The 24,429-nt window shown below is 63.5% G+C and carries 25 protein-coding genes and 1 riboswitch; of the genes, 14 read left to right on the forward strand and 11 right to left on the reverse strand.

All coding sequences use genetic code 11. The features are described from left to right. Nucleotide 1: 1 nt before the first annotated feature. The 4 genes from AC6CH8_RS11660 (at nt 2) to cycA (ending at nt 3,537) form a co-directional block, all read left to right on the forward strand. On the forward strand, nt 2-367 hold the full coding sequence (locus AC6CH8_RS11660; protein WP_498190650.1) for a DUF1048 domain-containing protein: 366 nt from the start codon (nt 2-4) through the stop codon (nt 365-367). Beyond that, a complete protein-coding gene (locus AC6CH8_RS11665; protein ID WP_498190652.1) occupies nt 364-1,143 on the forward strand; it encodes an ABC transporter ATP-binding protein in 780 nt (259 codons plus the stop codon). The genes AC6CH8_RS11660 and AC6CH8_RS11665 overlap by 4 nt, the downstream gene beginning before the upstream one ends. Continuing rightward, nucleotides 1,140-1,901 (forward strand): ABC transporter permease, encoded by a 762-nt coding sequence (locus AC6CH8_RS11670; protein WP_498190654.1) that lies wholly within the window; start codon nt 1,140-1,142, stop codon nt 1,899-1,901. Before AC6CH8_RS11665 ends, AC6CH8_RS11670 begins: the two co-directional genes overlap by 4 nt. 175 nt (nt 1,902-2,076) lie before the next feature. Then, complete coding sequence (gene cycA, locus AC6CH8_RS11675; protein ID WP_498190655.1) at nt 2,077-3,537, forward strand: D-serine/D-alanine/glycine transporter; 1,461 nt, start codon at nt 2,077-2,079, stop codon at nt 3,535-3,537. A gap of 79 nt (nt 3,538-3,616) precedes the next feature. On the opposite strand, the gene AC6CH8_RS11680 is transcribed toward cycA, so the two are convergent. The 7 genes from AC6CH8_RS11680 to AC6CH8_RS11710 all read right to left on the reverse strand — a co-directional run bounded on the left by AC6CH8_RS11680 (nt 3,617) and on the right by AC6CH8_RS11710 (nt 11,562). Beyond that, nucleotides 3,617-4,375 (reverse strand): iron ABC transporter ATP-binding protein, encoded by a 759-nt coding sequence (locus AC6CH8_RS11680; RefSeq protein ID WP_498190657.1) that lies wholly within the window; start codon nt 4,373-4,375, stop codon nt 3,617-3,619. Nucleotides 4,376-4,400: 25 nt separating this feature from the next. Continuing rightward, nucleotides 4,401-5,417 carry an iron chelate uptake ABC transporter family permease subunit gene (locus AC6CH8_RS11685; RefSeq protein WP_498190659.1) on the reverse strand — a complete coding sequence of 339 codons (1,017 nt, stop codon included), beginning with the start codon at nt 5,415-5,417 and terminating at the stop codon, nt 4,401-4,403. Continuing rightward, nucleotides 5,410-6,417: an ABC transporter permease gene (locus AC6CH8_RS11690; protein ID WP_498190661.1), complete on the reverse strand. Its 1,008-nt coding sequence runs from the start codon at nt 6,415-6,417 to the stop codon at nt 5,410-5,412. The genes AC6CH8_RS11685 and AC6CH8_RS11690 overlap by 8 nt, the downstream gene beginning before the upstream one ends. 24 nt (nt 6,418-6,441) lie before the next feature. After that, nucleotides 6,442-7,392 carry a siderophore ABC transporter substrate-binding protein gene (locus AC6CH8_RS11695; protein ID WP_498190663.1) on the reverse strand — a complete coding sequence of 317 codons (951 nt, stop codon included), beginning with the start codon at nt 7,390-7,392 and terminating at the stop codon, nt 6,442-6,444. A 169-nt stretch (nt 7,393-7,561) separates the two neighbouring features. Next, the gene (locus AC6CH8_RS11700; RefSeq protein WP_498190665.1) at nt 7,562-8,710 is read right to left on the reverse strand and encodes a mannitol-1-phosphate 5-dehydrogenase; all 1,149 of its coding nucleotides are present in this window, start codon (nt 8,708-8,710) and stop codon (nt 7,562-7,564) included. Further along, the gene (locus AC6CH8_RS11705; RefSeq protein WP_498190667.1) at nt 8,710-10,773 is read right to left on the reverse strand and encodes a PTS mannitol transporter subunit IICBA; all 2,064 of its coding nucleotides are present in this window, start codon (nt 10,771-10,773) and stop codon (nt 8,710-8,712) included. The genes AC6CH8_RS11700 and AC6CH8_RS11705 overlap by 1 nt, the downstream gene beginning before the upstream one ends. A gap of 66 nt (nt 10,774-10,839) precedes the next feature. Further along, the gene (locus AC6CH8_RS11710; protein ID WP_017198635.1) at nt 10,840-11,562 is read right to left on the reverse strand and encodes a TetR/AcrR family transcriptional regulator; all 723 of its coding nucleotides are present in this window, start codon (nt 11,560-11,562) and stop codon (nt 10,840-10,842) included. Between the two features lie 129 nt (nt 11,563-11,691). Here AC6CH8_RS11710 and ptsP point away from each other — a divergent pair, with 129 nt between their 5' ends. The 7 genes from ptsP to AC6CH8_RS11745 all read left to right on the forward strand — a co-directional run bounded on the left by ptsP (nt 11,692) and on the right by AC6CH8_RS11745 (nt 16,995). Then, entirely contained in the window at nt 11,692-13,392 is a 1,701-nt protein-coding gene (ptsP, locus tag AC6CH8_RS11715; protein WP_498190669.1) for a phosphoenolpyruvate--protein phosphotransferase, read from the forward strand. Nucleotides 13,393-13,423: 31 nt separating this feature from the next. Beyond that, on the forward strand, nt 13,424-13,702 hold the full coding sequence (locus AC6CH8_RS11720) for an HPr family phosphocarrier protein (protein WP_498190671.1): 279 nt from the start codon (nt 13,424-13,426) through the stop codon (nt 13,700-13,702). 118 nt (nt 13,703-13,820) lie between these two features. Beyond that, complete coding sequence (locus tag AC6CH8_RS11725) at nt 13,821-14,522, forward strand: DUF8817 family protein (RefSeq protein WP_498190673.1); 702 nt, start codon at nt 13,821-13,823, stop codon at nt 14,520-14,522. 136 nt (nt 14,523-14,658) lie between these two features. Then, nucleotides 14,659-15,078 carry a helix-turn-helix domain-containing protein gene (locus AC6CH8_RS11730; protein ID WP_498190675.1) on the forward strand — a complete coding sequence of 140 codons (420 nt, stop codon included), beginning with the start codon at nt 14,659-14,661 and terminating at the stop codon, nt 15,076-15,078. 18 nt (nt 15,079-15,096) lie between these two features. Next, on the forward strand, nt 15,097-15,762 hold the full coding sequence (locus tag AC6CH8_RS11735) for a maleylpyruvate isomerase family mycothiol-dependent enzyme (protein ID WP_498190677.1): 666 nt from the start codon (nt 15,097-15,099) through the stop codon (nt 15,760-15,762). A gap of 59 nt (nt 15,763-15,821) precedes the next feature. Further along, nucleotides 15,822-16,580: an alpha/beta fold hydrolase gene (locus tag AC6CH8_RS11740; protein ID WP_498190815.1), complete on the forward strand. Its 759-nt coding sequence runs from the start codon at nt 15,822-15,824 to the stop codon at nt 16,578-16,580. A 151-nt stretch (nt 16,581-16,731) separates the two neighbouring features. Next, a complete protein-coding gene (locus tag AC6CH8_RS11745; RefSeq protein WP_420179309.1) occupies nt 16,732-16,995 on the forward strand; it encodes a DUF6480 family protein in 264 nt (87 codons plus the stop codon). 61 nt (nt 16,996-17,056) lie between these two features. On the opposite strand, the gene AC6CH8_RS11750 is transcribed toward AC6CH8_RS11745, so the two are convergent. After that, nucleotides 17,057-18,127, reverse strand: a complete 1,071-nt coding sequence (locus AC6CH8_RS11750) for an ATP-dependent DNA ligase (RefSeq protein WP_498190678.1) — start codon at nt 18,125-18,127, stop codon at nt 17,057-17,059. A 45-nt stretch (nt 18,128-18,172) separates the two neighbouring features. On the opposite strand from AC6CH8_RS11750, the gene AC6CH8_RS11755 reads away from it, so the two are divergent. Continuing rightward, nucleotides 18,173-18,406: a hypothetical protein gene (locus AC6CH8_RS11755; protein ID WP_498190680.1), complete on the forward strand. Its 234-nt coding sequence runs from the start codon at nt 18,173-18,175 to the stop codon at nt 18,404-18,406. A 129-nt stretch (nt 18,407-18,535) separates the two neighbouring features. Further along, nucleotides 18,536-18,682: riboswitch (cyclic di-AMP (ydaO/yuaA leader) on the forward strand. A 2-nt stretch (nt 18,683-18,684) separates the two neighbouring features. After that, a complete protein-coding gene (locus AC6CH8_RS11760) occupies nt 18,685-20,154 on the forward strand; it encodes a hypothetical protein (RefSeq protein WP_498190682.1) in 1,470 nt (489 codons plus the stop codon). Between the two features lie 127 nt (nt 20,155-20,281). On the opposite strand, the gene AC6CH8_RS11765 is transcribed toward AC6CH8_RS11760, so the two are convergent. After that, nucleotides 20,282-21,496 carry a PucR family transcriptional regulator gene (locus AC6CH8_RS11765; protein WP_498190684.1) on the reverse strand — a complete coding sequence of 405 codons (1,215 nt, stop codon included), beginning with the start codon at nt 21,494-21,496 and terminating at the stop codon, nt 20,282-20,284. Between the two features lie 209 nt (nt 21,497-21,705). Between AC6CH8_RS11765 and ald the strand changes: the two genes are divergently transcribed. Next, nucleotides 21,706-22,824: an alanine dehydrogenase gene (gene ald / locus AC6CH8_RS11770; RefSeq protein WP_017198625.1), complete on the forward strand. Its 1,119-nt coding sequence runs from the start codon at nt 21,706-21,708 to the stop codon at nt 22,822-22,824. A 150-nt stretch (nt 22,825-22,974) separates the two neighbouring features. Here ald and AC6CH8_RS11775 read toward each other — a convergent pair whose 3' ends face one another. Further along, a complete protein-coding gene (locus AC6CH8_RS11775) occupies nt 22,975-23,835 on the reverse strand; it encodes a hypothetical protein (protein ID WP_498190686.1) in 861 nt (286 codons plus the stop codon). Next, nucleotides 23,832-24,383, reverse strand: a complete 552-nt coding sequence (locus tag AC6CH8_RS11780; protein ID WP_498190687.1) for an RNA polymerase sigma factor — start codon at nt 24,381-24,383, stop codon at nt 23,832-23,834. Before AC6CH8_RS11780 ends, AC6CH8_RS11775 begins: the two co-directional genes overlap by 4 nt. Between the last annotated feature and the right edge of the window lie 46 nt (nt 24,384-24,429).

A 24,429-nucleotide genomic window follows, 5' to 3' on the forward strand; every position in this document is an offset into this window, starting at 1 on the left:
CATGGCAGCGAAATGGATCGAACTGGTCACCGGATCACTCGAACAGAAGAAGCAGTACAAGCAAGCCAAGGCAAGGATGAATGCCCTGCCTGAGCCCTACCTGACCGTAGCCACCGCCTTCAACCGGTACCTGATGTACTACGGCGGCGTCACTGAGGGCGACACCATGGTGCAGATGTTTACCGACCTGGCTGACCTATGGGAACGGGCCGCAATCGACGGTACGCCCGTGGGCGAAATCGTGGGCGGAGATCCCATCGAATTCGCCGAGAGCTTCGCCCAGGCCTACGGCGGTAAGCGCTGGATCGACAAGGAACGCGAGCGCCTTACCAAGGCAATCGATAACGCGAAGGAGGCGGAATCATGACCGCTGCATCAATCCGCGTAGAGGGCATTGAGAAGTCCTACAAGGATCTCCACGTGCTCCGGGGTGTGGACTTTGAGGTAGCCTCGGGCAGTATCTTTGCCTTGCTGGGCTCCAATGGAGCGGGCAAGACCACCATGGTGAAGATCCTGTCCACACTGCTCAAAGCGGATGCCGGCTCGGCCGCCGTCGAGGGCTTTGATGTCGCCTCCGAGTCGCTTCGGGTGAGACAGTCCATCAGCCTCACCGGGCAGTTCGCGGCCGTGGATGAAGTCCTGACCGGCAAGGAGAACCTGGTCCTGGTGGCCAAGCTGCGTCACTTGAAGAACCCGGGCGGCATCGCGGACGAGCTGCTGGCGCAGTTCAGCCTCACCGAGGCAGGGCCCCGAAAGGTGGCGACGTACTCCGGCGGTATGCGTCGGCGCCTGGACATTGCCATGAGCCTGATCGGCGACCCGAAGGTGATCTTCCTGGACGAACCCACTACCGGCCTCGACCCGGAGGCCCGGCTGGAGGTATGGCAGATTGTCAAGAATCTCGCCAAGCAAGGAACCACGGTCCTGCTCACCACGCAGTACCTGGACGAAGCCGAGCAGCTCGCGGACCGGATTGCCATCCTGCACGCCGGACGCATCATTGCCAATGGCACCCTCTCCGAGCTCAAGCAGCTGCTGCCACCGGCCAAGGTGGAGTACGTGGAGAAGCAGCCGAGCCTGGAGGACATCTTCCTGGCCCTGGTGGGAACAGGTACCAACGAGTCAGTAAAGGACAGGTCATGAACACCCATTTCTTCGCAGACACCTCCGTCCTGCTGGGCCGTTCCATGCGGCACATCTTCCGGAGCGTTGACACCATCATCACCACTGCGATCACCCCGATCGCCCTGATGCTGCTGTTCGTCTACGTGTTCGGCGGAGCCATCAGGACCGACACCGAGAACTACGTAAACTACCTGCTCCCGGGCATTATGTTGATCGCGATCGCCTCCGGCATCGCTTACACGGCAGTCCGGCTGTTCACGGACATGCAGAGCGGCATCTTCGAGCGGTTCCAGTCGATGCCGATCGCACGCTCTTCGGTTCTCTGGGCGCACGTGCTGACGTCGCTGGTGGCCAACGGACTCTCGCTGGTGATCATCGTCCTGGTGGCACTCCTCATGGGCTTCCGCACTTCTGCCAACGTGCTGGACTGGCTGGCCGTCGCAGGCATCCTGGCACTCTTCACTTTGGCGCTCACGTGGATTGCGATCATCGCGGGCCTCTCAGCGAAATCGGTGGATGGCGCCGGTGGGTTCTCCTATCCGCTGATCTTCCTGCCCTTCATCAGCTCGGCCTTCGTTCCGACGGAGACCATGCCCGGCCCGGTCCGCTGGTTCGCCGAAAACCAGCCGGTAACGTCAATCGTGAACACCATCCAGGACCTGTTCGCCCAACGCCCGGTGGGTGGCGATATTTGGCTGGCCCTGGCTTGGTGCCTGGGGATCCTCATCGTCTCTTACGTCTTTGCCACAGCTGCCTACAAGCGCCAGATCGCCTAGCCGCCGCAGCCAAAATACGGCGCCAATCACGGCCTAAGCTCCCCCTCCAACCAGGGCGGGAGCTTTCGCCATGCAGACCGATTCGCCATGAGCCAGGCATTAGCTATAGCTTTATCGAACAGATTTGTAACGGCCGTCACCATTTTGACGGGTCCTTTGAAGGGTTCTTGAACTAATGTCCGATCAGACAACACAGGGGAAGCTCCACGTCTCCAGCAGGGACAGCGAGCCCCACCTGTCACGCTCGCTCAGCAACCGCCACATTCAGCTCCTTGCCATCGGCGGCGCCATCGGAACCGGCCTCTTCATGGGCTCCGGCAAAACCATCTCCGTCGCCGGCCCCTCCGTGATCTTTGTGTACATGATCATCGGATTCATGCTGTTCTTCGTCATGCGGGCCATGGGCCAGCTGCTGCTGTCCAACCTGGACTACAAGTCCTTCAGCGACTTCGCAGGCGATCTCCTGGGCCCCTGGGCAGGCTTCTTCACCGGGTGGACCTACTGGTTCTGCTGGGTAGTCACCGGCGTGGCAGACGTCATTGCGATTGCTGGCTACGCCAACGAACTGTGGCCGGGAATCCAACTCTGGATCCCGGGTATCGCCACCATCATCATCCTGCTGCTCCTCAACCTGCCCACAGTGAAGGCCTTCGGTGAGACAGAATTCTGGTTCGCCCTCATCAAGATCGTGGCCATTGTGGCGCTGATCGTGGTGGGCCTGGTGATGATCTTCACCGGCTTCCAGTCCAACGCAGGAACCGCGAGCTTCACCAACCTCTGGAGCCACGGCGGCTTCTTCCCCAAGGAATTCATGGGCTTCGTGGCCGGCTTCCAGATTGCCGTCTTCGCGTTCGTGGGCATCGAACTGGTGGGCACCGCCGCCGCTGAAACCAAGAACCCGGAGCACAACCTCCCCCGCGCCATCAACGCCATTCCCCTGCGCGTCATGCTCTTCTACGTAGGCGCCCTCATCATCCTCATGTCCGTCACCCCGTGGACAGAATTCAAGGCGGGCCAGAGCCCGTTCATCGCCATGTTCTCGCTCGCCGGCCTTGGCATGGCAGCTACCGTGGTCAACCTCGTAGTGCTCACCTCGGCTATGTCGTCGGCCAACTCGGGCATCTACTCCACGTCCCGCATGGTGTACGGCCTGGCCCACGACGGCGACGCACCCAAGCTCTTCGGCCGCCTCTCCAGCCGCAAAGTACCCCAGAACGCACTGTTCCTCTCCTGCGTCCTGCTGCTGGCCGGCGTCGCCCTTCTGTACGCGGGCAAAGACGTTGGCGTGGCATTCGACATGGTGACTACCGTGTCCGCCGTCTGCTTCATGTTCGTCTGGTCGATCATCCTGGCCAGCTACCTGGTGTACCGTAAACGCCGCCCCGATCAGCACGCGGCCTCGCCGTTCAAGATGCCAGGCGGCATCCCCATGGTGTGGGTGGTGTTCGCGTTCTTCGCGTTCCTCGTGTGGGCCCTGACCACGCAGCCGGATACGCTCACCGCGCTGCTGGTGACGCCCATCTGGTTCGCCATCCTCGGCGTTGCCTACGCTGTGGTCCGCAAGTCGCCCCTGCATCAGGCCCGCGTGGCCGAGTGGAAAGCAATGTCCGAAGCTGAAGCCGCGGCAGCGCGCTAACGCTGAAGCAAGCAGAAATTACGACGTCGGCACCCGGGCTTGGGTGCCGACGTCGCGCTTTCTTCTGTCGGCAGGAGCGTCAGGCGAAGTACACGCCGATGCGGTTGCCGTCGATCTCCTCTATGCGGATATCGATGTCGTAGACGTCGTGCAACATCCCCGCACGCATGATGTCCGCGGGTGTGCCCTGATGGATGAGGCGGCCATTTTTCATGGCCAGGATGGTGTCCGAGTAGCAGGATGCAAAGTTGATGTCGTGCACCACCAGCACGATGGTCTTTCCGAGCTCATCGGACAAACGCCGCAGCAGCCGCATCATTTCCACGGAGTGCTTCATGTCCAGGTTGTTGAGCGGCTCGTCCAGCAACAGGTATTCCGTGTCCTGGGCCAGGACCATGGCGATGTAGGCACGCTGACGCTGTCCGCCGGAGAGCTCGTCTACGAACTTGTCAGCCATGGAGGTGAGGTCCAGCTGGCGGATGGCCTCGTCAACGTGCTCAAGATCCTCAACCGTTGGCCGCCCGCCGCTGTGCGGAAAGCGCCCGAATGCCACGAGGTCACGGACCGTGAGCCGCATCGTGAGGTGGTTTTCCTGCCGGAGGATGGCCATGGTCTTGGCGAGTTCCATGCTGGGCGTCGCGGTGACGTCCAAGCCGGCAACGGACACTCCCCCGGCGTCCATGGGCTGCAGTCGGCTAATCAGTGAGAGCAGCGTGGACTTGCCGGCCCCGTTGGGACCGATGATGGACGTGATGCCGCCGCGTGGAATATCGCAGGACACGTCATCCAGCACGGTGGTGCCGCCGTAGCGCTTGGTCACGTTGCGGACGGTAATCATGGACGGACCCCGGTCATAACAGTGGTCATTTCAGCGAGCCTTTCAACAACAGGTAAAGGAAGAGGATGCCGCCCGTGAACTCGATGATGACGCTCAAGGCAGTGGCGAAACCGAACACCCGTTCCAGTAACAACTGGCCGCCCACCAGTGCGATCGCACCAATAAGGACCACGATCGGCAGCAGCCACGCATGCCGGAATCCACGGCAGAGCTGGTAACCGAGGCTGACAACCAAGAGCCCGAAGAACGTCACCGGCCCCACAAGAGCAGTGGAAATCGCCACCAGCAGCGAGCACGCGAGCAGCACCCCCATCACCACGCGTTTGTGATCGACGCCCACGTTGATGGCCACTTCACGGCCCAGCGCCAGCACGTCCAAAGTGTGCCGCATGCGCCACACAGCAACGCACACAAGGGCAATCAGCACAGCGGAAACCCCCAGCAACCCTGGATCCACGTTGTTGAAACTGGCAAAGAACAGGTCCTGCAGGATGATGAATTCGCTCGGTTCCATCAGCCGCTGCAGGAGCGAGGAGAAACCACGGAACAAGGTACCGAGCACGATTCCCACGAGCAACAGCAGGTGCAGCGATCGCGTGGCACCCGTGAACATCCACCGGTAAAGGAATGCGCTGAACCCCACCATCAGCAGGATCTCCACCCCGAACTTGAGCGTGGAAGGAGCGGTCGCCAGCGTCGCGGCACCGGCAACGAACGCCAGCGCGGTCTGCACCAGGATGTACAGGGAATCGAAGCCCATGATGGAAGGCGTCAGGATCCGGTTGGCCGTCACGGTCTGGAAGAGCAGCGTGGAAACACCCACCGCCACAGCCACCAGCAGCATCGCTGACACCTTGATGGCCCGCCGCGGCAGGATGTAGGCGATGTTGCCTTTGAGGTCGATCGTCAGGAAAACGGCAACAAGCACGACGGCGGCAATCGCCAAAGCGGCGATCACCAGTCCCGGCGGGGTACTTCGGATGGCGTCGCGCATGCGGGTGCGGGCGGAGAGGCGGGGTGTGGCCAGGAATGTTTCAGGCATTGCGTTTCCTCAAAAGCAGGAAGAGGAAGAGGATGGCGCCCAGCACGGACATGACCATGCCCACGGGAACCTCGTAGGGGAAGCGGATGGTCCGGCCGATAATGTCGCAGACCAACACGAATGCCGCTCCAAAAAGGGCTGTCCAAGGAACCGCACGGCGGAGGTTGTCGCCGAACAGCAGGGAAACGATGTTGGGAACCACCAGGCCGAGAAAGGGCACGGCCCCCACGGTGGTGACCACAACAGCCGAAATCAACGAGACAATCATCAGGCCGAGCCGCATGGTCCGGGCGTAGTTCAGGCCAAGGTTGGTGGTGAAATCCTGCCCCATGCCGGCCACGGTGAAGCGATCGGCAGCAAAGAGGCCCACCAGTACCAGCACAGCCACGATCCACAGCAGTTCATACCGTCCACGGAGCACGCCGGAGAAGTCGCCGATCATCCAGTTACTTAGGGTCTGGAGGAGATCGAAGCGGTAGGCAAAGAACGTGGTGACGGCAGCAATGATGCCGCCCAGCATGATGCCCACCAGCGGAATCAGCAGGGTGTTACGGGCGGGCAGTCTACGGAGAATGGCCAGGAAGAGCGCCGTGCCCAGCACGGCGAACACAGAAGCCACCAGCATCTTGGTGAGAATCGGAGAGTCCGGAGCAAGCACTGTGACCACCAGGATCCCGAGCGTCGCTGACTCAACGGTGCCCACGGTGGACGGCTCCACAAAGCGGTTCCGGGCCATGAGCTGCATGATCAGCCCGGCAACGGCGACGGCCATCCCGGCCAGGACCACGGCCACGGTGCGCGGCACCCGGGAGACCCAGAAGATTTCCCAAGCACCGGCGTCGTTCGCCAACAATGCGGGCAGCGAGACATCACTGACCCCAACGAAGATACTTCCGACCGCGATCACCAGCACAACGGCAGCAGCCGCAACCAGGCGGGCGGTCTCGCCAGTCCGGTTGCGGCTTGCTGGCGCCGTGGGGCGCACGGCTGTAGTTGTCACGTCAGGATTTCAGGTGAGGCAGTATCAGGCGACAGAATCGGCCACTGCCGTGACCATGGCCTGAACGTTGTTCAAGCCGTAGCCAACGATGTACCAGCCGGCGGGATCCAGGTTGACGATCTTGTTGTTCTTGGCCGCGTTGGTGGACTTCACGAGCTCGTTGTCCAGGATCGGGTTGGCGGTGGAGCCTGCGGTGCCGATCGCGGTGTCGCGGTTGATGACGTAGAGGATGTCCGGGTTGGTCTCCTTGATGTATTCAAAGGAAACAGCCTCGCCGTGGGAGCCCTCCGACTTGACGTCGGCAGCGGTGGGGACGCCCAGGACGTCGTGGATGATGCCGAAGCGGGAGCCAGCGCCGTACGCGGTAACTTCGCCGCCGGAGGTGAGGACGATCAGGCCCTTGCCAGCCGAGGCCGCCTTGGTCTTGGTGTCCGCAACGGTCTTGTCCACCTCTGCGAGCTTGGAGGCGACCTCGTCTTCCTTCTTGAAGATCTTGCCGAGCTTCTCCGTCTGTGCCTTGAAGCTTTCCATGGGCTTGGCGGCATCCACGGCGAGGTCGATGGTAGGTGCGATCTTGCTCAATTCCTCATAGGCGCCGGCGGTGCGGCCGGAGACGATGATGAGATCCGGCGCGGCGGAGCTGACGGCCTCGAAGTCCGGCTCCTTGAGCGAGCCCACCTTGGTGTACTTGGCGTCGGAGAACTTCTTGAGCGCTTCCGGGTAGCTTGCTTCGGGAACACCGGTGGGCTCGACCCCGAGCGCGTTCATGGTGTCCAGGACGCCGAGGTCGAACGTGACAACCTTGGCCGGGTTCACAGGAACGTTGGTCGTGGAGCCTTGGGCGTGCTCGATGGTGATGGTGCCGGCTTCCTCGGTCTGCGAGGATGCGGTGGCCCCGCCGCCACACGCCGTAACGGTCAGCAAGGCTGCGCCTGCAGCCAGTGCCCCAATGTAGCTCGACAGCCTCTTTTTCACTCCAGTACTCCACTCACTAATAAGTCATAGATATGTTGCCTAATTGCTTTTTGACTCTATTAGTAAGGTGAGGCTAACTTCAAAACCGAAAGGCTCTCCGGCGGTAAAAAGTGACGGAACTCACTTGTTTTTCTCCCGCCGGAGAGCCTTTGTTACTTTCGGGTGGCGCTTACGCTTCGGCCTGACGATCCTCCACGAGCTTTTGGACGGCCGGGAACAGCGGGTGCGACGGCGTAAGTTCCGTGATGCGCTCGACGGCGGCAGCCGGGTCCAAGTCGGTCAGCATGTTGGCGAGCTCCACGGCTTCATCGTCGTTGCCGTCGTCGAAACGGAGGGCCGCGGACATCGCCTCGAGCAGGGCCACCGGCGTCACGCCACGCTCGGCCAACTCCGCGGCGGGACCGATGAACCGCTCGTGTCGGCTGAGCTTCCGCAAGGGCGCCCGGCCCACTCGATTCACGGTGTCCGGCAGGTGCGGGTTGGTGAAACGGGACAGGATCTTCTGCACATAGGCCTCCTGCTCGGCCTCAACGAACGCGTGCTTGGCCACCAGCAGTTCCTTGGTTTCCTCCAGCACCGCCCGGACCTTCGCGGCAACAGACGGATCCGCCATGGCATCGGAGATCTTCGCCAGCCCGGCCTGGTAACCGAAATACGCCGCCGACGCGTGACCGGTGTTTACCGTGAACAGCTTGCGCTCGATGTACGGGCCCAGCTCATCCACGAAGGTGGCTCCGGGGATGTTCGGCGCGTTGCCACCGAACGGCGTACGGTCGATGACCCACTCGTAGAACGTCTCAACCGTGACGTCCAGGCCCTGGCCCGGTGCTTGGTTAGGGACAATGCGGTCCACTGCGGTGTTGGCAAAAACCGCGACGGTGTCCAGGTCGCCGGCGGAGTCGTCCCAAGCTGCCCGGATCTCCGTGTGGAGGAGATCCGTGGCGTTGATGGCGTTCTCGCAGGCCATGACCTGAAGGGGTGGCAAGTCCGCGGGCCGGGCGGCCAGCCCGCGGGCGATCACCGGTGCCACGAACTTCAGGATGTGCGGCCCCACAGCAGTGGTGAGCACATCCGCCGTCGAGATTTCCTCCACAACAGCGGCTTCCTGCGAAGCGGAATTGAAGGCACGGAAGCCCCTAACGGTCTTGACCGCCGGGTTCTCGCCCACCTCGTGGACGTCGTAGCTGCTTGCCGAGGCGAGCTGGCTGATCAGCGCGTCCGCAACATCCGCGAACACCACCTCATAGCCGGCCTCGTGAAGCAGCAGACCCACGAAGCCACGCCCGATATTGCCTGCCCCAAAATGAACTGCCTTCACTATGCGTTGACCTTTCCGAACAGCTCCAAAACTTCATCAACCGTGGTCGCTTCCTCCAGCTGGGCCACCTGCGCCTTGCTGGTGAAGATCTTCGCAATCGAGGACAGGATGTGGAGGTGCTCATTGTTGAGGCCAGCCACGCCGACCACGAACTTCACTTGCTTGCCGCCCCAGTCGATGCCCTCCGGGTAACGGATGATGGACACCGCCGAGTGGTTGATGTGTTCCTTGGCATCGTTGGTGCCGTGCGGGATGGCCAGGAAGCTGCCCATGTACGTGGACACGGATTCCTCGCGCTCGTGCATGGCATGGACGTAGCTGACATCAACGGCACCGCGGTCCAGCAGGAGCTTGCCCGCTTCGTCGATCGCTGCGTCACGGTCCGTTGCCGTTCCGTTCAGGACCACGCTTTCGCGGAGCAGGACACCTTTACCTTCGGCGGCTTGACCTTCGACGGCGGCAACCGGCTCGGCGACATGCGCACCGTGGCCGGCGGCTACTGAGGTGGCGGCGGCGGTGGGCTGGGCTCCGGCAGTGGATTCCGCCGTCGTGCCTGTTTCAGCTGCAGCGCCTTCACTGTTGCTGCTCCGAACCAGTTCAACAATGTCGTCGTACTTGGGGCTGTTCATGAAGTTGTCCACCGAGTAGTGAACTGCGCTGGCCGTCCGCGGCTGGGCGCGTTCGGTCAGGTCCTGGTGCGTGACCACAACGTCGTAGCTGTCGTTGAGGTTGGCGATGGCCGAGTTAGTGACCTTGACCTCCGGGAAGCCGGCGGCCTTGATCTTATTGCGCAGGACCGAGGCACCCATGGCACTGGAACCCATCCCGGCGTCGCAAGCGAACACGATGTTCTGGACGGGGCGAGTGAGGACGGTACCGGCCTGGGCGCCAGCGCTGTTACCGGTAAGTGCCGAGGAGACGGAGCTCTTCTTGCCCTTCATGGCCTCCATGCGGGATGTGGCTGCGGAGAGGTCGTCCTCACCCTTGTTCTTGGACGTGCGCAGGATGACTGCAGCAATGAGGAAGGACACGGCCGTGGCCAGGATGACGGCAAGAATCACACCAACGTAGCTGTCACGTGACGTCTGGGCCAGTACCGCGATGATGGAACCCGGCGCGGCAGGAGCAACCAGGCCGGAATTGGTGATGGCCAGGGTCGCGATGCCCGTCATGCCACCACCAATGGCAGCGAGGATCAGGATGGGCTTCATCAGGACATACGGGAAGTAGATCTCGTGGATACCACCGAGGAAGTGGATGATCGCAGCACCGGGAGCCGAAGCCTTCGCGGCGCCGCGGCCGAAGAACATGTAGGCCAGCAGGATGCCCATACCCGGACCGGGGTTCGCTTCAAGCAGGAAGAGGATGGACTTGCCCTGTTCCAGCGACTGCTGAATGCCAAGTGGAGTGAGCACGCCGTGGTTGATGGCGTTGTTGAGGAAGAGGACCTTGGCCGGCTCGATGAAAATGCTGGTCAGTGGCAGCAGGCCGTTGTTGACCAGGAACCCCACAACTGCACCGGCACCGTCAGTGAAGCGCTGGACTACCCAGGAAAGGCCGTAGAAGCCGCCCAAAGCCAACAACGCGCCCCAGATACCGGCGGAGAAGTTGTTGACCAGCATCTCGAAACCGGGGCGGATCTTGCCGTCCCACAGGGCATCGATCTTCTTCATGGTCCAGGCACCCAGCGGACCCATGATCATGGCCCCGATGAACATCGGCGCGTCAGTACCTGCGATGACGCCCATGGTCGCGATGGCACCGACTACGCCGCCCCGGACGTCGTAAACCATTCGGCCGCCTGTGTAGGCGATCAGGATCGGAAGGAGGTACGTGACCATTGGACCGACAATGCCCACGTTGGGATCACCCTCGGCGTTCGTGCCGAAACCGCCCAGTTCCGCAACTGGAATCCAGCCCTTCTCGATGAACAGGGCCGTGATAAGACCCCAGGCGATGAAGGCGCCGATATTGGGCATGATCATGCCGGACAGGAATGTTCCGAACTTTTGGACACCAACGCGCACGCTGGTGCGGGGCTTCGCAACTGTCTCTGTTGCCATGTGAATTCCTAACGTGTGTCCCGCGGCGGCGCGGGGTCAGTCGATATAGATCGAGAGAGCGCAGCCTTAGGAGCTGCTGGAAATGCGGTGAAGCCATTCAAGGAAAAGCTTCAGTTCAGAGCTGGAAAGTTGGTCCGAATGCGAGGCCTGCAGTGCCGCATTCAGGGCGATTGCCGCAACAACTACCGAGGACTTACCGGAGTCCTCCGCTGCGGCGCCACGGGCGGTGTCCGTGGAGACGGCAAAAATCATGGAATCCCGGGTCATGGTTGAGAGCTCGAGATTCCGTTCCTCCACCGGTTCAGCGATCAGCATGAGCGTGACGCCCACGTTGGCCGCAAGGATGCTCCGCGCCGCTTCCCGGGGCGGCACGTTGATCTGGCCGGCGATGGCGGCCTTGTTCAGCATCTCCTCCAGAAGCGCTTCAGCATCGGCCACGATTGCCGGGCGACTCTCCGGCCTGATGTTGCCGAACATGACCAGGTAAAGATGGGGTTGGCTCAGCCCGAACTGAACGTGGTTATCCCACATTCGCCGGACGTCTTCCAAGGGCTCCCCGGACGGTGCAAAATCCCGCTCCCCCGCCACATACTCTTCAAATCCGGCTGATACGACGGCGTCGAACAGGCCTTCTTTGTCGCCAAAGTGGTGGTAGAGCGTTGGCGCCGTAACCCCGGCAAGCTTGGTGATCTGGCGCGTCGAGACTGCTGACCCCTCCGAATTCGCCAGCAATTCGGCAGCTGCGCGAAGCAACCGAATTTTAGGCGGAAGCTGGTCATCGAAACTCATAACCGCTACCCTAGCACCTATAGCGTTGCTATATGAAGTGGCTCACAAAGGAATTTTGTAGGCTAGTTTTCGAGGCTCCCGGTGCCGTCGCCGGAGGGCCTGAACCAACAAGCAGGAACAGAGGATTCAGTGCAGAATTTCCAAGGAGTAGGGGTAAGCCCTGGCCGCATCATTGGTTCCGTCCGCCAGATGCCCAAGCCGGTGAGTGAGCCGCCGTCGGGAGATCGATTGGCTGCGGACGTGAGCCCGGAAGACGCCGTCGCGGGCTTGAAAGCGGCTGCGCAAGCGGTCCATGACGAACTCAAGGGACGTGCGGACAGCGCTTCCGGCGACGGCAAGGCCGTCCTCGAAGCCACAGCCCTCATGGCCAAAGACACGATGCTCCTGAAATCCGCGAGCAAGCTCATCAACGCCGGCTCCTCTGCAGAGAGGGCCATCTGGGAAGCCGGTGCGTCCGTCTCCGAAATGCTGCACAACCTGGGCGGCTACATGGCCGAGCGTGCCACCGACGTCCTGGATGTCCGCGCCCGCATCGTGGCCGAACTTCGCGGCGTCCCCGCTCCCGGCATTCCTGCCTCCGACACGCCCTTCATCCTGGTGGCCGAGGACCTCGCTCCCGCCGACACCGCAACACTGAATCCCGCGGTGGTGCAGGCGCTGGTGACCTCAGGCGGCGGCCCGCAGTCCCACACTGCCATCATTGCGCGTTCGCTCGGCCTGCCCGCCGTGGTTGCAGCCCATGGTGTTGACGACATCGCGGATGGAACCGAAGTGTACGTGGACGGCGCGGCTGGCTTCATTGCCGTTTCGCCCACCGACGAGCACCGTGCGGCCGCTACGGCCTGGGCGGAAACCTCCGCCACCCTCGCCGAATTCGACGGAAACGGCACGACGGCGGACGGCCACTTGGTGCCGCTCCTCGCCAACGTCGGTGGAGCCAAGGACGCCGTGGCAGCTGCCGCTTTGGGTGCCCAGGGAGTGGGCCTGTTCCGCACGGAGTTCTGCTTCCTGGAGCGGGACACCGAACCCTCCGTGGATGAGCAAGCCGCAGCCTACAAAGCCGTCTTCGACGCGTTCCCGGGCAAGAAGGTGGTCCTCCGCACCCTTGACGCGGGCGCCGACAAGCCGCTCCCCTTCCTCACGGATGCCACCGAGCCCAACCCTGCACTGGGTGTCCGCGGTTACCGCACCGATTTCACCACACCAGGCGTCCTGGAGCGTCAGCTCGAGGCCATCGCCCGGGCAGCTTCGGAGTCCGAGGCAGACGTTTGGGTCATGGCCCCCATGATCTCGACGGCCGCCGAAGCCGGACGGTTCGCCTCACTGTGTGCCGCCGCCGGAATCCAGACGCCGGGTGTCATGGTGGAAGTTCCCTCTGCTGCGTTGACCGCTGCCACCGTGCTGCGCGAAGTCGGATTTGCCTCTTTGGGCACCAACGACCTCACCCAGTACGCCATGGCCGCCGACCGCCAGCTTGGACCGCTCGCCGAACTCAACACTCCGTGGCAGCCTGCCGTGCTTCGGCTCGTGCAGCTCACCGTCGAAGGTGCGGAGCAGGAAAGCTCTGGTCGCGAAGGTACTGCCAAGCCCGTGGGTGTCTGTGGTGAGGCAGCAGCTGACCCTGCGCTTGCGGTCGTACTGACCGGCTTGGGTGTGACCACACTGTCCATGACCGCGCGCTCCTTGGCCGCCGTCGGGACTGTGCTGAAAACCGTCACGCTGGAGCAGGCCCAGGAGCTGGCCACGCTCGCCCTCTCCGCGCCCAGCGCTCTTGAGGCCCGGGACTGGGTCCGCGCCAAGCTCCCCGTCCTCGAAGAACTCGGCCTCTAACCTCAGTTTGTTTTCTGTCAAAGGAGAAACCATGCCCGAACGCACAGCCACCATCGCCAGCCGCTCCGGCCTGCACGCCCGGCCTGCCGCCCTGTTCGCGGAAGCCGCCGGCGAGCAGCCCGTGGAGGTCACCATTGCCATGCAAGGCGAACCTGCCGATGACGCGCTCGACGCCGCCAGCATCCTTTCGCTCATGACGCTCGGCGCCGCTAAGGGCGACGTCGTTGTGCTGCGGGCCGAGGGCAACGGAGCCGACGCTGCGCTGGACGCACTGGTGAGGCTGCTGGAGACGGACCTGGACGCGGAGTAGTTGTTGCCGGGCGGCCGTTTCGATGGTTCCCTGCCGGCCATGCCGTGCGCACGGCATGGCCGGCAGGGAACCCCCGAATCGGGTAGCTCGCTGGGCCGGCTGGGGGTAGGTTCGGTTTATGAACGAGCACGTGATCCCTATCCTGCCGTGCCAAAACGTGGACGACGTCGTGCCGTTCTACGAGGCGCTGGGCTTCACACTGACCTTTCGGCAGGCCCGGCCGAACCCGTATGTGTGCTTCAACAGGGGCGGGATCGACCTCCACTTTTTCGGCTTGGAAGCCTTCGCGCCGGAGAATTCCATGGGCAGCGCGATCCTGCTGGTCCCGGATACGGGTGTGCTTTACGACGAGTTCGCCGCCGGACTTCGTGCTGCCTTCGGGAAGTTGCCGATTTCCGGAATCCCCCGGATCACTCGGCCCCGCAGGAAACAGGGGACAGCGGCCGGGTTCACCGTTGTGGACCCGGGAGGGAATTGGCTACGAATCTACGCTCTGGGGGCAACGGAGGAAGATGGCAACGGCTCGGAGAGCCGCCTGGAAAGAGTACTGATGAACGCTACGCGGCAAGGAGATGCCCGCGGGGATGACGCCATAGCGATATCGGTGCTTGAGGCCGGGTTGTCACGTCATGCGGATGCCCCGGACGTGGAAAAGCTACCGCTGCTGGTGTATCTCGCTGAGTTGCAGCTACGCATCGGGAACCTCGAGTTCGCGGCGCAAGCCCTGGATTCCGTGGACTCCCTGGCCCTGAACCCCGTGGAACGTGAAGGGTTGGCTGCAGAGTTGGCCAACGCCGCGGAGCTCCGAGCGTCGTTGTAGGCTGCCCGGGTTGGCTGCCCTCACCCGTTTCGCGGCCAGGCTGCACATCGTGCCGTGCGCACGGCACTGCCCGCAGCTAGTCATCGAAATGGGTAGCTCACTCAGGCCCCCCACTCCCACAGGCTAGGCTTCTGCCATGGCATTGATAGCTCCCCGCGTCACGGCTGGCCTCCCCGCCGATGACGCCCGGAATCTGGCGCGCTCCCTTGAGGACAGCAACGACATCACCGTGTTCGTGGATGGCACGGTCCACCGCCTACCGACTGAGGCGAGGGACGCCGTCGTCGATCTCCTCGCGAGACTGAGCCGCGGCGAAACAGTGACGGTGGGCAGCGTCGAGGAAATGCTCACCACATCGCAGGCCGCAGAGCTCGCGGGCATCTCTCACACCTATCTGCGCAACATGACCGACCGAGGCGAGATCCCGGTGGAGTACCGGGGAACGCATCGTCGCATCCGGCAGGCTGCCATCATGGCTTGGTTGGAAACGCAGAAGAAGAGGCAGCAGGCCGAGGCGAGCGCAGGGGCTGACGAGTCCACCGATTCCCACGGCTAGCCGTCCCGAGTCGCCAGCATGCTGTTCAATAGCGGTATGGCTTCAAGTAAACCTTCCACCGTCTGGCCCGTGGTGCACCATGAACGCCGTGTCCTGTTGCAGGATTTGGAGCCGCTTCCGGCAGCTCAATGGCAGACGCCGTCGCTGTGTGCCGGTTGGAACGTGCACGACGTCCTGGCTCATGTGATCGACAGCGCCAAGACGACGAGGTTGAGCTTCATCCGCCGGCTGGTTGCCTCCCGAATGGACTTCGACCGTGATAACGCCGTAGGTGTGGAGCGCGAAAAGACACCAGAACCTGCGCAGACGTTGAACGGGCTGCGCGCGGTGCTTTCGCGGACCTCGGGCCCGCCGGCGAGTTTGGCTACCCGGTTGGTTGAGGCGTTCGTCCACGGAGAGGATATCCGGCGCCCTTTGGGGATCCACCGCGAATACCCAGCCGAGCACGTGGCCACCGCCCTTAGCTACCAAGTGAAGACCACCACCAAAATGGGTGGCGGCAAGGAAATCGCTGAGGGCTGGCGCTTGGTAGCAACTGACACGTCATTCCGTCATGGCAACGGTCCGGCGGTTGAAGGCTCCGCCCTGGCCCTGCTGTTGGCCGTCTCCGGTCGGCCCATCGGAGCCCATGAAGTGAGCGGGCCAGGGGCTCCCGTGTTCCTGCAGCGCTTGGAGAACCAGTGAACGCGCTGGGCAAGGCGCGCTCCAAAGCGGCAACACTCCTGTCCGCCGACGTCGAGGTGATGGGCCTGACCGGACGGATTCTCTGGACCGAGGGCACGCCTCCGCCGGAACCGGGCGCAGAGCCCCGGAATGAGCCGGCATACATCTTGATTCACGGCATTGGCGTGTCGCATCGGTATTTGGCACGGCTGCATGGAGTCCTGGCCGCGAACGCGCCTGCCTATGCGTTGGACCTGCCTGGTTTTGGCGGCACACCCAAGCCCGGCCGCCAGCTGTCCGTGGAGGATTACGGCACCTTCATTGCTGAGGCGCTCAAAAGCTGCGGCATCGATTCCTATGTGTTGGTGGGCCACTCGATGGGCGTGCAGTTTGCCATCGAGGCGGCCTTGCATGCCCCGGATCAGATCAGGCAGTTGGTGCTGATGGGGCCGGTGGTGGATTCCCGGCACAAGAACGTTCGCCGCCAGTCCCTGGCACTCTTCATGGACGGACTGCTCCGTGAGAGCCCGTCATCCAACTGGATCGTCATCTCGGACTACTTCCGCTGCGGCCCGCGCTGGTACCTCACTGAGCTTCCCGTCATGATGAGTTACCCCACGGAGAAACGGCTCGCCGGCGTCCACGTGCCGGTACTGATTCTGAGGGGAAGCCGCGACCATGTGGCAGGACCGGACTGGGCGTTGCGGCTATCAAGGACGGTCGCGCAGGGGCGTTTGGTGGAAATTCCGGGGGTCGGGCACGTGGCGCAGCACATGCGCCCCAAGGCTGTGGCGGATGCCATCCGGAGCTTTGTCACCGCCACGACGCCTCACCGTTGACCCCTGACGCACGACGCCGGCGCACGAGTTGAGCGTCCCGTGTTGGGTTGGTAACGGGCTCGGTTTGTCGGCTCACCTTGTTGGCTTAGCTGGTCCCGGTTAAGCTGGCGGAGCAAGCACATTAGTAAGTTTGCTTACGAAAGGGCTGATCGTGACCGACAAAGACTCGAATGAGGAAACCCAGGGCTTCGGCGCCACCGGCGCCACAGGGCCTCTTGACACTACGTCCGATGCCGACAGCATCCACGAGGATCCCGACATGCGCCAGGATGAGGACGAGGACCCCGCTGCATCCGCCAACCCCGATCCCCTCGACGGCAACGTCACCGGCTTGGAGCCTGGCGGCGGAGTCCCTCCGGGAGAAACCCCGCCGGCCGAGGGCAGCATGAGCAGCGATCAAGGCCACGAGGAGTAACACAGTCGCCAACCCGCGGCTCCGTTGGTACCCAGCGACGTAGCAGCGGGTTGGCAACGTCCTAGCTGTGCGGCAGCTGCAGGATCTCCCCGAGATCGTATTCAGCGGGCTCCTCCAGTTGCGAGTACGTGCAGCTCTCGGGGGTCCTGTCCGGCCGCCACCTACGGAACTGCGTGGTGTGCCGGAACCTGTCGCCTTCCATGTAGTCGTACTTCACTTCGATCACGAGTTCGGGGCGCAGGGGCACGAACGAGAAATCCTTGCCCCCGCTCCACCGGCTTTGCGCGCCGGGCATGCGTGAACCCCCGGCAGCTTCGTCCTGACTGGCCCACTCACCCCAGGGGTGCTCGCTGAGTTCGACTTGATACGGCTCAAGCTCGGCCACCAGGGCCTCCCTCCGGGCCATGGGGAACGATGCCACCACTCCCACGTGATGCAGGCGGCCAGTGTCATCGTGGAGGCCCAGCAGCATCGAGCCAACAACCTTCGCGGTCTTGTGCCAGCGGAAACCGGCCACCACACAATCCGCCGTGCGCTCGTGTTTGGTTTTGAACATCACGCGCTTGTTAGGTTGATAGGCCCCGGTCAACGGCTTGGACAGCACCCCGTCCAGTCCCGCGCCTTCCAACTGCACGAACCATTCCTGCGCCCGCTCGAGATCCGTCACTGCCGGGGTCACATGGACAGGCGGCTCGGCCTTGGCGAGCGCACGCTCCAGGATGGCGCGGCGCTCGGAGAACGGCTTGTCCATGAGGTTCTCGTCGCCCAGCGCCAGGATGTCGAACGCAATCATGGAAGCCGGAGTCTTCTCGGCGAGCATCCTCACGCGGCTGTCGGCGGGATGGATCCTTTGCTGGAGTACCTCGAATTCGAGCCTCTTGCCCTCGATCAGGACGATCTCGCCGTCGATCACGCATTTGTCCGGCAGGTTCTTCCTGAGAGCCTCCACCACTTCGGGGAAGTAGCGGGTCATTGGCTTCTCGTTGCGGCTGCCCAGGATGATCTCGTCGCCATCCTTGAAGACGATGGTCCGGAATCCGTCCCACTTGGGTTCGTAGTGCCCAACATCGGGGATGGTCGGAACGGATTTGGCGAGCATGGGCGAGACGGGTGGCATCACAGGCAGGTCCATAGACAATGTCTACCTGCCGGTGCACCGCGAAGCTAGTGTTAGGCCATGGATATCTTGCTCGTGTTGGCGGCAGTGCTCGGATTCCCGGCCCTGCTGGCCGGCGTTTGGTCCTGGTCATCGCGCCGGAGCAGCCAGGGCAAAGTCCGGCGTGGAGCCACCGGCGGGATGCTTGGAGTCGTGGACGAAGTCTTCCGCCCGGAAACTCATCAAGCCGTGCAGATCCAGAAGATCCAGCATGAGTTGCCGGCTCCCGCACCGGCACCGAAGCCTAAGTCATAGAAACCCCTCGGTTGGGCAGGCCTACCGCCCGTTACATTAATGTGACTTTACTTTCCGGCTCATGTACCGTCGTAGGGCGACCCGTATCTCCGCTGGGCCGCTTCCGGATTGACGCCGAGCTCTGCCGCAATCCGGGATCCGCCAGACCCGCGGCAGAGGCGGGGGACCCACAGTTCCCGGGCTTGGTATCCAAGTCCTCGGGGTGAAGCCGCTTAGGCGGCCGGACGGCCTCGTCCGAACCCGACAGCTAACCTCGAAGGCGTTGAGAGGCAACCACCATGTCCCCAACCATGGATCAGCCGCGCCGCGCCCAGACTGAAGGCGAGCGCACCAAGCCAACCGGACGCCGTCGGGCCCAACCCAGCGGATTCCCCACCGGAAACCCAGATGACACTGGCGCCACTAACACTGACGCTGCTGTAACAGGCACGGTTAACACAGGCACGACGCCGGAACCCGCCACTGCGGCCATGCCCACCACGGTGGCGCCTGCCACTCGTGCGGAAATTCGTGCAGCCGAGCGGGAGCGTGCAGCCCTTGCCGTGATTGCCCCTGAGGCCTCGGCCCCACAGCCGTCGCCCGAACCGTCCGAGCAGGCGGAACCCATGACTGCCGCGATACCTACGGTGCAGCCAGCGGCTCGGAGGTCGACCACACCGGGACCCCCTACCGCGGCGATCCCTATTGTGACCCCGGCCAGCGCACCCCCTGCTGGCGTGGAGCCGGATCCTCAGGAGCTGAGCGCCCAGGAGCCTGCAACCGCGGCCATTCCAGTGGTTCAGGCTTCAACGCCGGAACCTGCCACGACGGCCATTCCAGTAGTGCCTGCCCGCGAAGAATCCGCGAGCACCCCCGAAGCCGCCGAGTCACCGAGCAACGACTCGCCCCGCACCGAGTCCCTGCAAACCGAGTCACCTCGGGGTAAGTCTCCGGCGCAGCTTGCTGCCGCGGCAACGGCGTCGGCAGCACTGGCAAGCCGCAAGGATGTTCGCCGGCAGGCTGCCGCACCCTCTGACGCACCCTCTGCGGCCAGGCCCAGCCTGGGGTCCACCTCCTCCTTCGGCCGCGAACCCCACGCCGCCCTTCGGAAAGCAGCGTCGGTCAAGCACATGAGCCAGCGCATGGCCGTGGTTGCAGGTGCGCTTGGACTAGTGCTGACGGCCGGGACCTTGGGGCAAGCCCTTGAGCTTCCGTTCTTCGGCCAGGAAACTCCTACGCATGAAGCCAGCGGTGCCGACAGGAATTCGGGCTCCGCGGCCCCTGCGCCCAGTGCCTCGTATTCCACGGCTTCCGCACCATCAGCGTCGTCGCCAGCAGCCTCGTCACTTGCCACAGCGTCCTCGGAAGCCGGCCAGCCCGCGACATTAGCCGAGGCACCCGCGGCCGGGTCGTCGTCGCCGGCTCCGACCCCGAAGGTGTCCCTTGCCAACCCGGTTTGGGTTCCATCGACTGTCCCCTCCTCAGTCCCGGCCGTCCCTGGGGTGACAAGCCCAGCCCCCACCCAGCCAGCTCCCGCGCCGAGCGAGGTGCCGTCGGACACGGTCACCACACCGCCCACTACTCCGACGCCCACAACCTCACCGACCCCGACGGTCACACCAACACCGACGCCGACGCCCACACCAACGGAAACTGCAACCTCGACCTCTAAGCCCCGGCCGAGCAAGCCGCAGGCCGCCTCGGCCCCCCAGCCCAGCGAATCTGCGCTTCAAGACATCCTGGACGCAGCCCAGAAGGTCCTCGGTTGAGCACCCGCCTGCCCCGTACCTCCACTCACGCGGGGTGGCATAGCCGGTACTGCAGCAGCAGCCGGACTGCCGCTTTCCGTCGCCGGATGGGACGTTGGAGCTGCCAGCGCTTGCGGCGCTCGTAGGCTCAGATCCGCGGCCGCCCGGCCCAGCGCCGCGCCTTCAGGGCCGCATGTAACTCGAGCCGGATCGCGCCACTCAACGGATCAGCACCGATGAGTTGGCGGATCCGGCCGAGCCGGTTATAGATGCTGCTCCGGTGGAGGTGAAGTTTGGCGGCGACGTCCTGCACCGAGCCGTCATTGTCATAGAGCAGTTCCAGGACAGGCAGGAGTTCACCGTTTTTGTCCTGGTCCTCAAGGGCCTGAAAATGCACCGATCCTGTGTCATCCCAGCCGCCGGGTGCCACCAGACGATCGAAAAGTTGATAGACACCAACGGTCCGGCTGTCCACGAGCTCACCTAGCGGGAGGTCCACGGCGGCCGCCTGCGCAGCAACCTTCGACTGACGGTAAGCGCCTGATAGCTGCCGGATGACTTGGAAGGGTTCACTGATGCCCAGGATCACCCTTTCCACCTTGCGGCCAGCGCGCTTCGCAAGCTCCAGTTGATAATGCACCAGCACCTGGGCATGGTCTGCCCGGCCGCCCGACTCGCGGAACAGGACCACCGAATGTGTCTCCGTTCCGGCGCTGAACAAGGCGGCGTTGACGCCGATAGTGGACTGCAGCGCCGCTGATCGATGCGTCAGGGTAGCGGCAATAGGATCGACGTCGGACCTCGCACCATCCGGGTCGAGTATGGTGACCAACTGCCACGGACCGCGCCCTTGGATTTCCTTCCAACCCGCGACGGCGGCCACAGCGTTCGATTCGCCGCCGCAGGCTGACAGAAACTCCTGCTCACGCCTTCGCCGGAACTCCGATTCGGCCGTATTGGAATCAAGGAGCAAGCCCGCCAACAGGTCCAGCTCGTCCCGCACGCCGGGCAGTTCGGCGAGTATCGCCGTCGCACTCTGTTCTTCAAGGTCCAGCTGCACCCACAAGTACCCCACGCGGAAACCGCGGACCAAAAGTGGCACGCAGACGCGGCCCAGCATGCCGAGTTCGTCGTTGGCAGGAACGACGACGGGTCGCACGGCCGTGGCGATGCCATGAGCGAGTTGCCAGGCGCTGACGTCTCCGGGGACCCGCTTGCTGAGGAGGAAGTTCACGCGAACGCGGTCGGCGTGGGACTGGTTGGAGCTATAGGCGAGAAGAACGCCGTCGAGATCTTCCAAGGACAGTCCGCGGCCCAGCTTCAAGGCAACGCGTTCAACGATCTGTTCCACGTCCTGCAGCATCTGGAAAGCGTACCAACAGCAGGCGACACTTGACGCTCTAGTGCTCGACAAATGTCGAGCTGGCTGGCATAAGATCCCTTGATTTCCGGACTTTCCGCGCGAGGGCGGCCCCGGGTCCATGTCGCCTGCCTCACAGCCGGATCTATTCTGGAATCACAGCCCGCAACACATTTTTCGGCCGAAGAGGCCGCTAACGATGGAGCCCACAGATGATCATCGGTGTCCCCAAAGAAATCAAGAACAACGAGTTCCGCGTAGCCATCACGGCCGCCGGTGTCCACGAGTTCCGCACCCACGGACACACCGTTCTGGTTGAACGCGGCGCAGGCCTTGGCTCGGGCATCACCGACGAGGAATACTCGATTGCCGGCGCCGAAATCGTCAACGAAGCAGATGACGTCTGGGCCCGCGCGGACATGGTCATGAAGGTCAAGGAACCCATCGCGGCCGAGTACCACCGCTTCCGCAAGGGCCTCATCCTCTTCACCTACCTGCACCTTGCCGCAGAGCCTGAGCTCACCGCCGAGCTCATCAACTCCGGCGTCACGGCCATCGCTTACGAAACCGTGCAGGAAGGCCGCACCCTTCCGCTGCTCGCCCCAATGTCCGAGGTCGCAGGCCGCCTGTCCGTCGTGGTTGGCGCTTCCTCACTGATGGCTCCGGCCGGCGGCAAGGGCGTCCTCCTTGGCGGCGTACCGGGCGTGCGCCCGGCGAAGGTTGTTGTCCTCGGCGCAGGCGTTGCGGGAACCAACGCTGCCGCCATGGCGCTGGGCCTCGGTGCTGATGTCACCATCATGGACATCAACATCAACCGGCTGCGCGAACTGGACGCCCTCTACCAGGGCCGCCTGAAGACCGTTGCCTCCAACGCCTACGAGATCGAGAAGTCAGTTATCGACGCAGATCTGGTGATCGGCTCCGTCCTGATCCCGGGCGCCAAGGCTCCCAAGCTGGTCACCAACGAACTGGTTGCCCGCATGAAGCCCGGCTCGGTTCTGGTGGACATCGCTGTTGACCAGGGCGGCTGCTTCGAGGACACGCACCCCACCACCCACCAGGAACCGACGTACAAGGTCCACAACTCGATCTTCTACTGCGTTGCCAACATGCCTGGCGCTGTTCCGAATACCTCCACGTACGCACTGACCAACGTCACCCTGCGCTACGCCGTGGCACTGGCCAACTTGGGCGTCAAGGCCGCCTTCGACCGCGACCCCGCCCTGGCTGCCGGCCTCAACATCGCCGCCGGCCACGTGGCGCACCACTCCGTTTCCGAGGCGCACAACCTGCCGCTCGTCAACGACTGGCACACGCTGGTCTCCGCATAGCTTCAAGCTCGACGGCGGGGTGCGGCTTCCACGCGAAGCCGCACCCCGCCGTCGTGGTTTAACGCGCGCCGAGATGGCACATAATGCCAATGTTCGCGAAGAACATTGGCACTAAGTGCCATCTCGGCGGGGAGGTTTTGGGCCTGGAGACTAGGGCTTTCCGGGGAGCGACGGGATTAGCTCCGAAGGAACCGGGACGGGGACGCCCGAAGGGCCGAGCTTTGAGGGATCAATCTTGGAGGGGTCGATCTCCGATGGGGTCACAGGCAACCCTGGCGGTGTGGGGATGACGCCGTTGCCGGGCTCCCTGTGCGACGGAGCCTTAGGTGTATGCGGCGACGCTCCACCGGGCTGCGGCTCAGGAGCAGGAACCACCGGGATGCCCGGCGCGGCCGGCGTCGGCTGGGGTACGACCGTCGCAGGAGCTTGCTGCGGCTCTTCCCGGACAGGCAAGGGCTCTGGGCTGGTACCGGCTGGGGTATCGGGCTGGGGAGCACTGCCGGAACCGGGATTTAGTTGTGAGACCACCGAACCGATGGCTGCCCCGAGGTGCTGGAAAGCACCCGGCAGGCCGCCCTCGGAAGCGACGGCAGCGGTCGCGCCGCCAGCCAAGGACACAGCTACGGCGAGGCCTGCGATGGCCGTCCGACGCTTCTTCCGACGCCGGGCGGCAAGTTCGTCAACAGGCACGTCGTTCGCAGGCAGGTCGTTCGCAAGAGCGGACTCCGCAGCAACTGTGGCGAGTACCGCCGTTGGTGCACCCGCCGATGCCGCCGGACCGTCCGCCGTCGTGATCCTCTGGGTGGCAGTAATCTGCTGGGTGGCTGCGGCCGGGCTGCTGACCATGAGCGCGCGGACTGCTGCGGACGGCAAAGGGGCAGTGTTCGCCAAGGAACGGAGCTCGAGGAGTTCAGTGCGGAGGTCGGCGTCGCCTGTGAGGCCGGCGTCGGCCAACAGGAAGTCGATTGCCTGCTGGTCATGACGTCCGCGAGGCGTATGTTGTTCGCTCATGATGTGCCGTTCCTTAGTAGTGCACGCTTCTTCAGTGCACTCAATGCCCTGCGCTGTAGCTGCTTGACGGCTCCCTGGGACTTGCCCATGATCGCCGCCGCATTTTCCACCGACACGTCGGCGACGACCCGGAGGGCCAGAACCTCCCGATAATCGTCGGGGAGGTCGTCCAAAATTTCAGTGACGCCCAGGCCGGCAACCCGTCCGAAGGCCTGGTCTTCGGCCGACGGCGACCGCCGCGCGTCCAGGTCCGGTTCGTACGACGTCGCGTCGGGCGTTCGTTCGCGTTTGCGATAGTGGTCCACCATCCGCGCATGCGCGATGGAGAACAACAGGGTTTTTGCCCCTTGCAGCCCGCCGTGGAGCGTTTCCAGCTTCGGATACAGGGCGAGGAAGACGTCCTGCGTCACGGCCTCCGGGTCGTCCACACCCCGTGCACGGAGGTAGCCAAACACCGGTCCGGCGAAGTTATTGTAGGCAGCCGTGAAGAGCAGGGCGGGATCGTCCTGATCCGCCTGCACATATTCATCAGCCAAAGGGTCAAGCACCCGTGGATGCCTCCGTCCCACACACTACGTAGCGGGGCTCCCTGTC

This window comes from Paenarthrobacter sp. GQ52, from assembly GCF_059759005.1.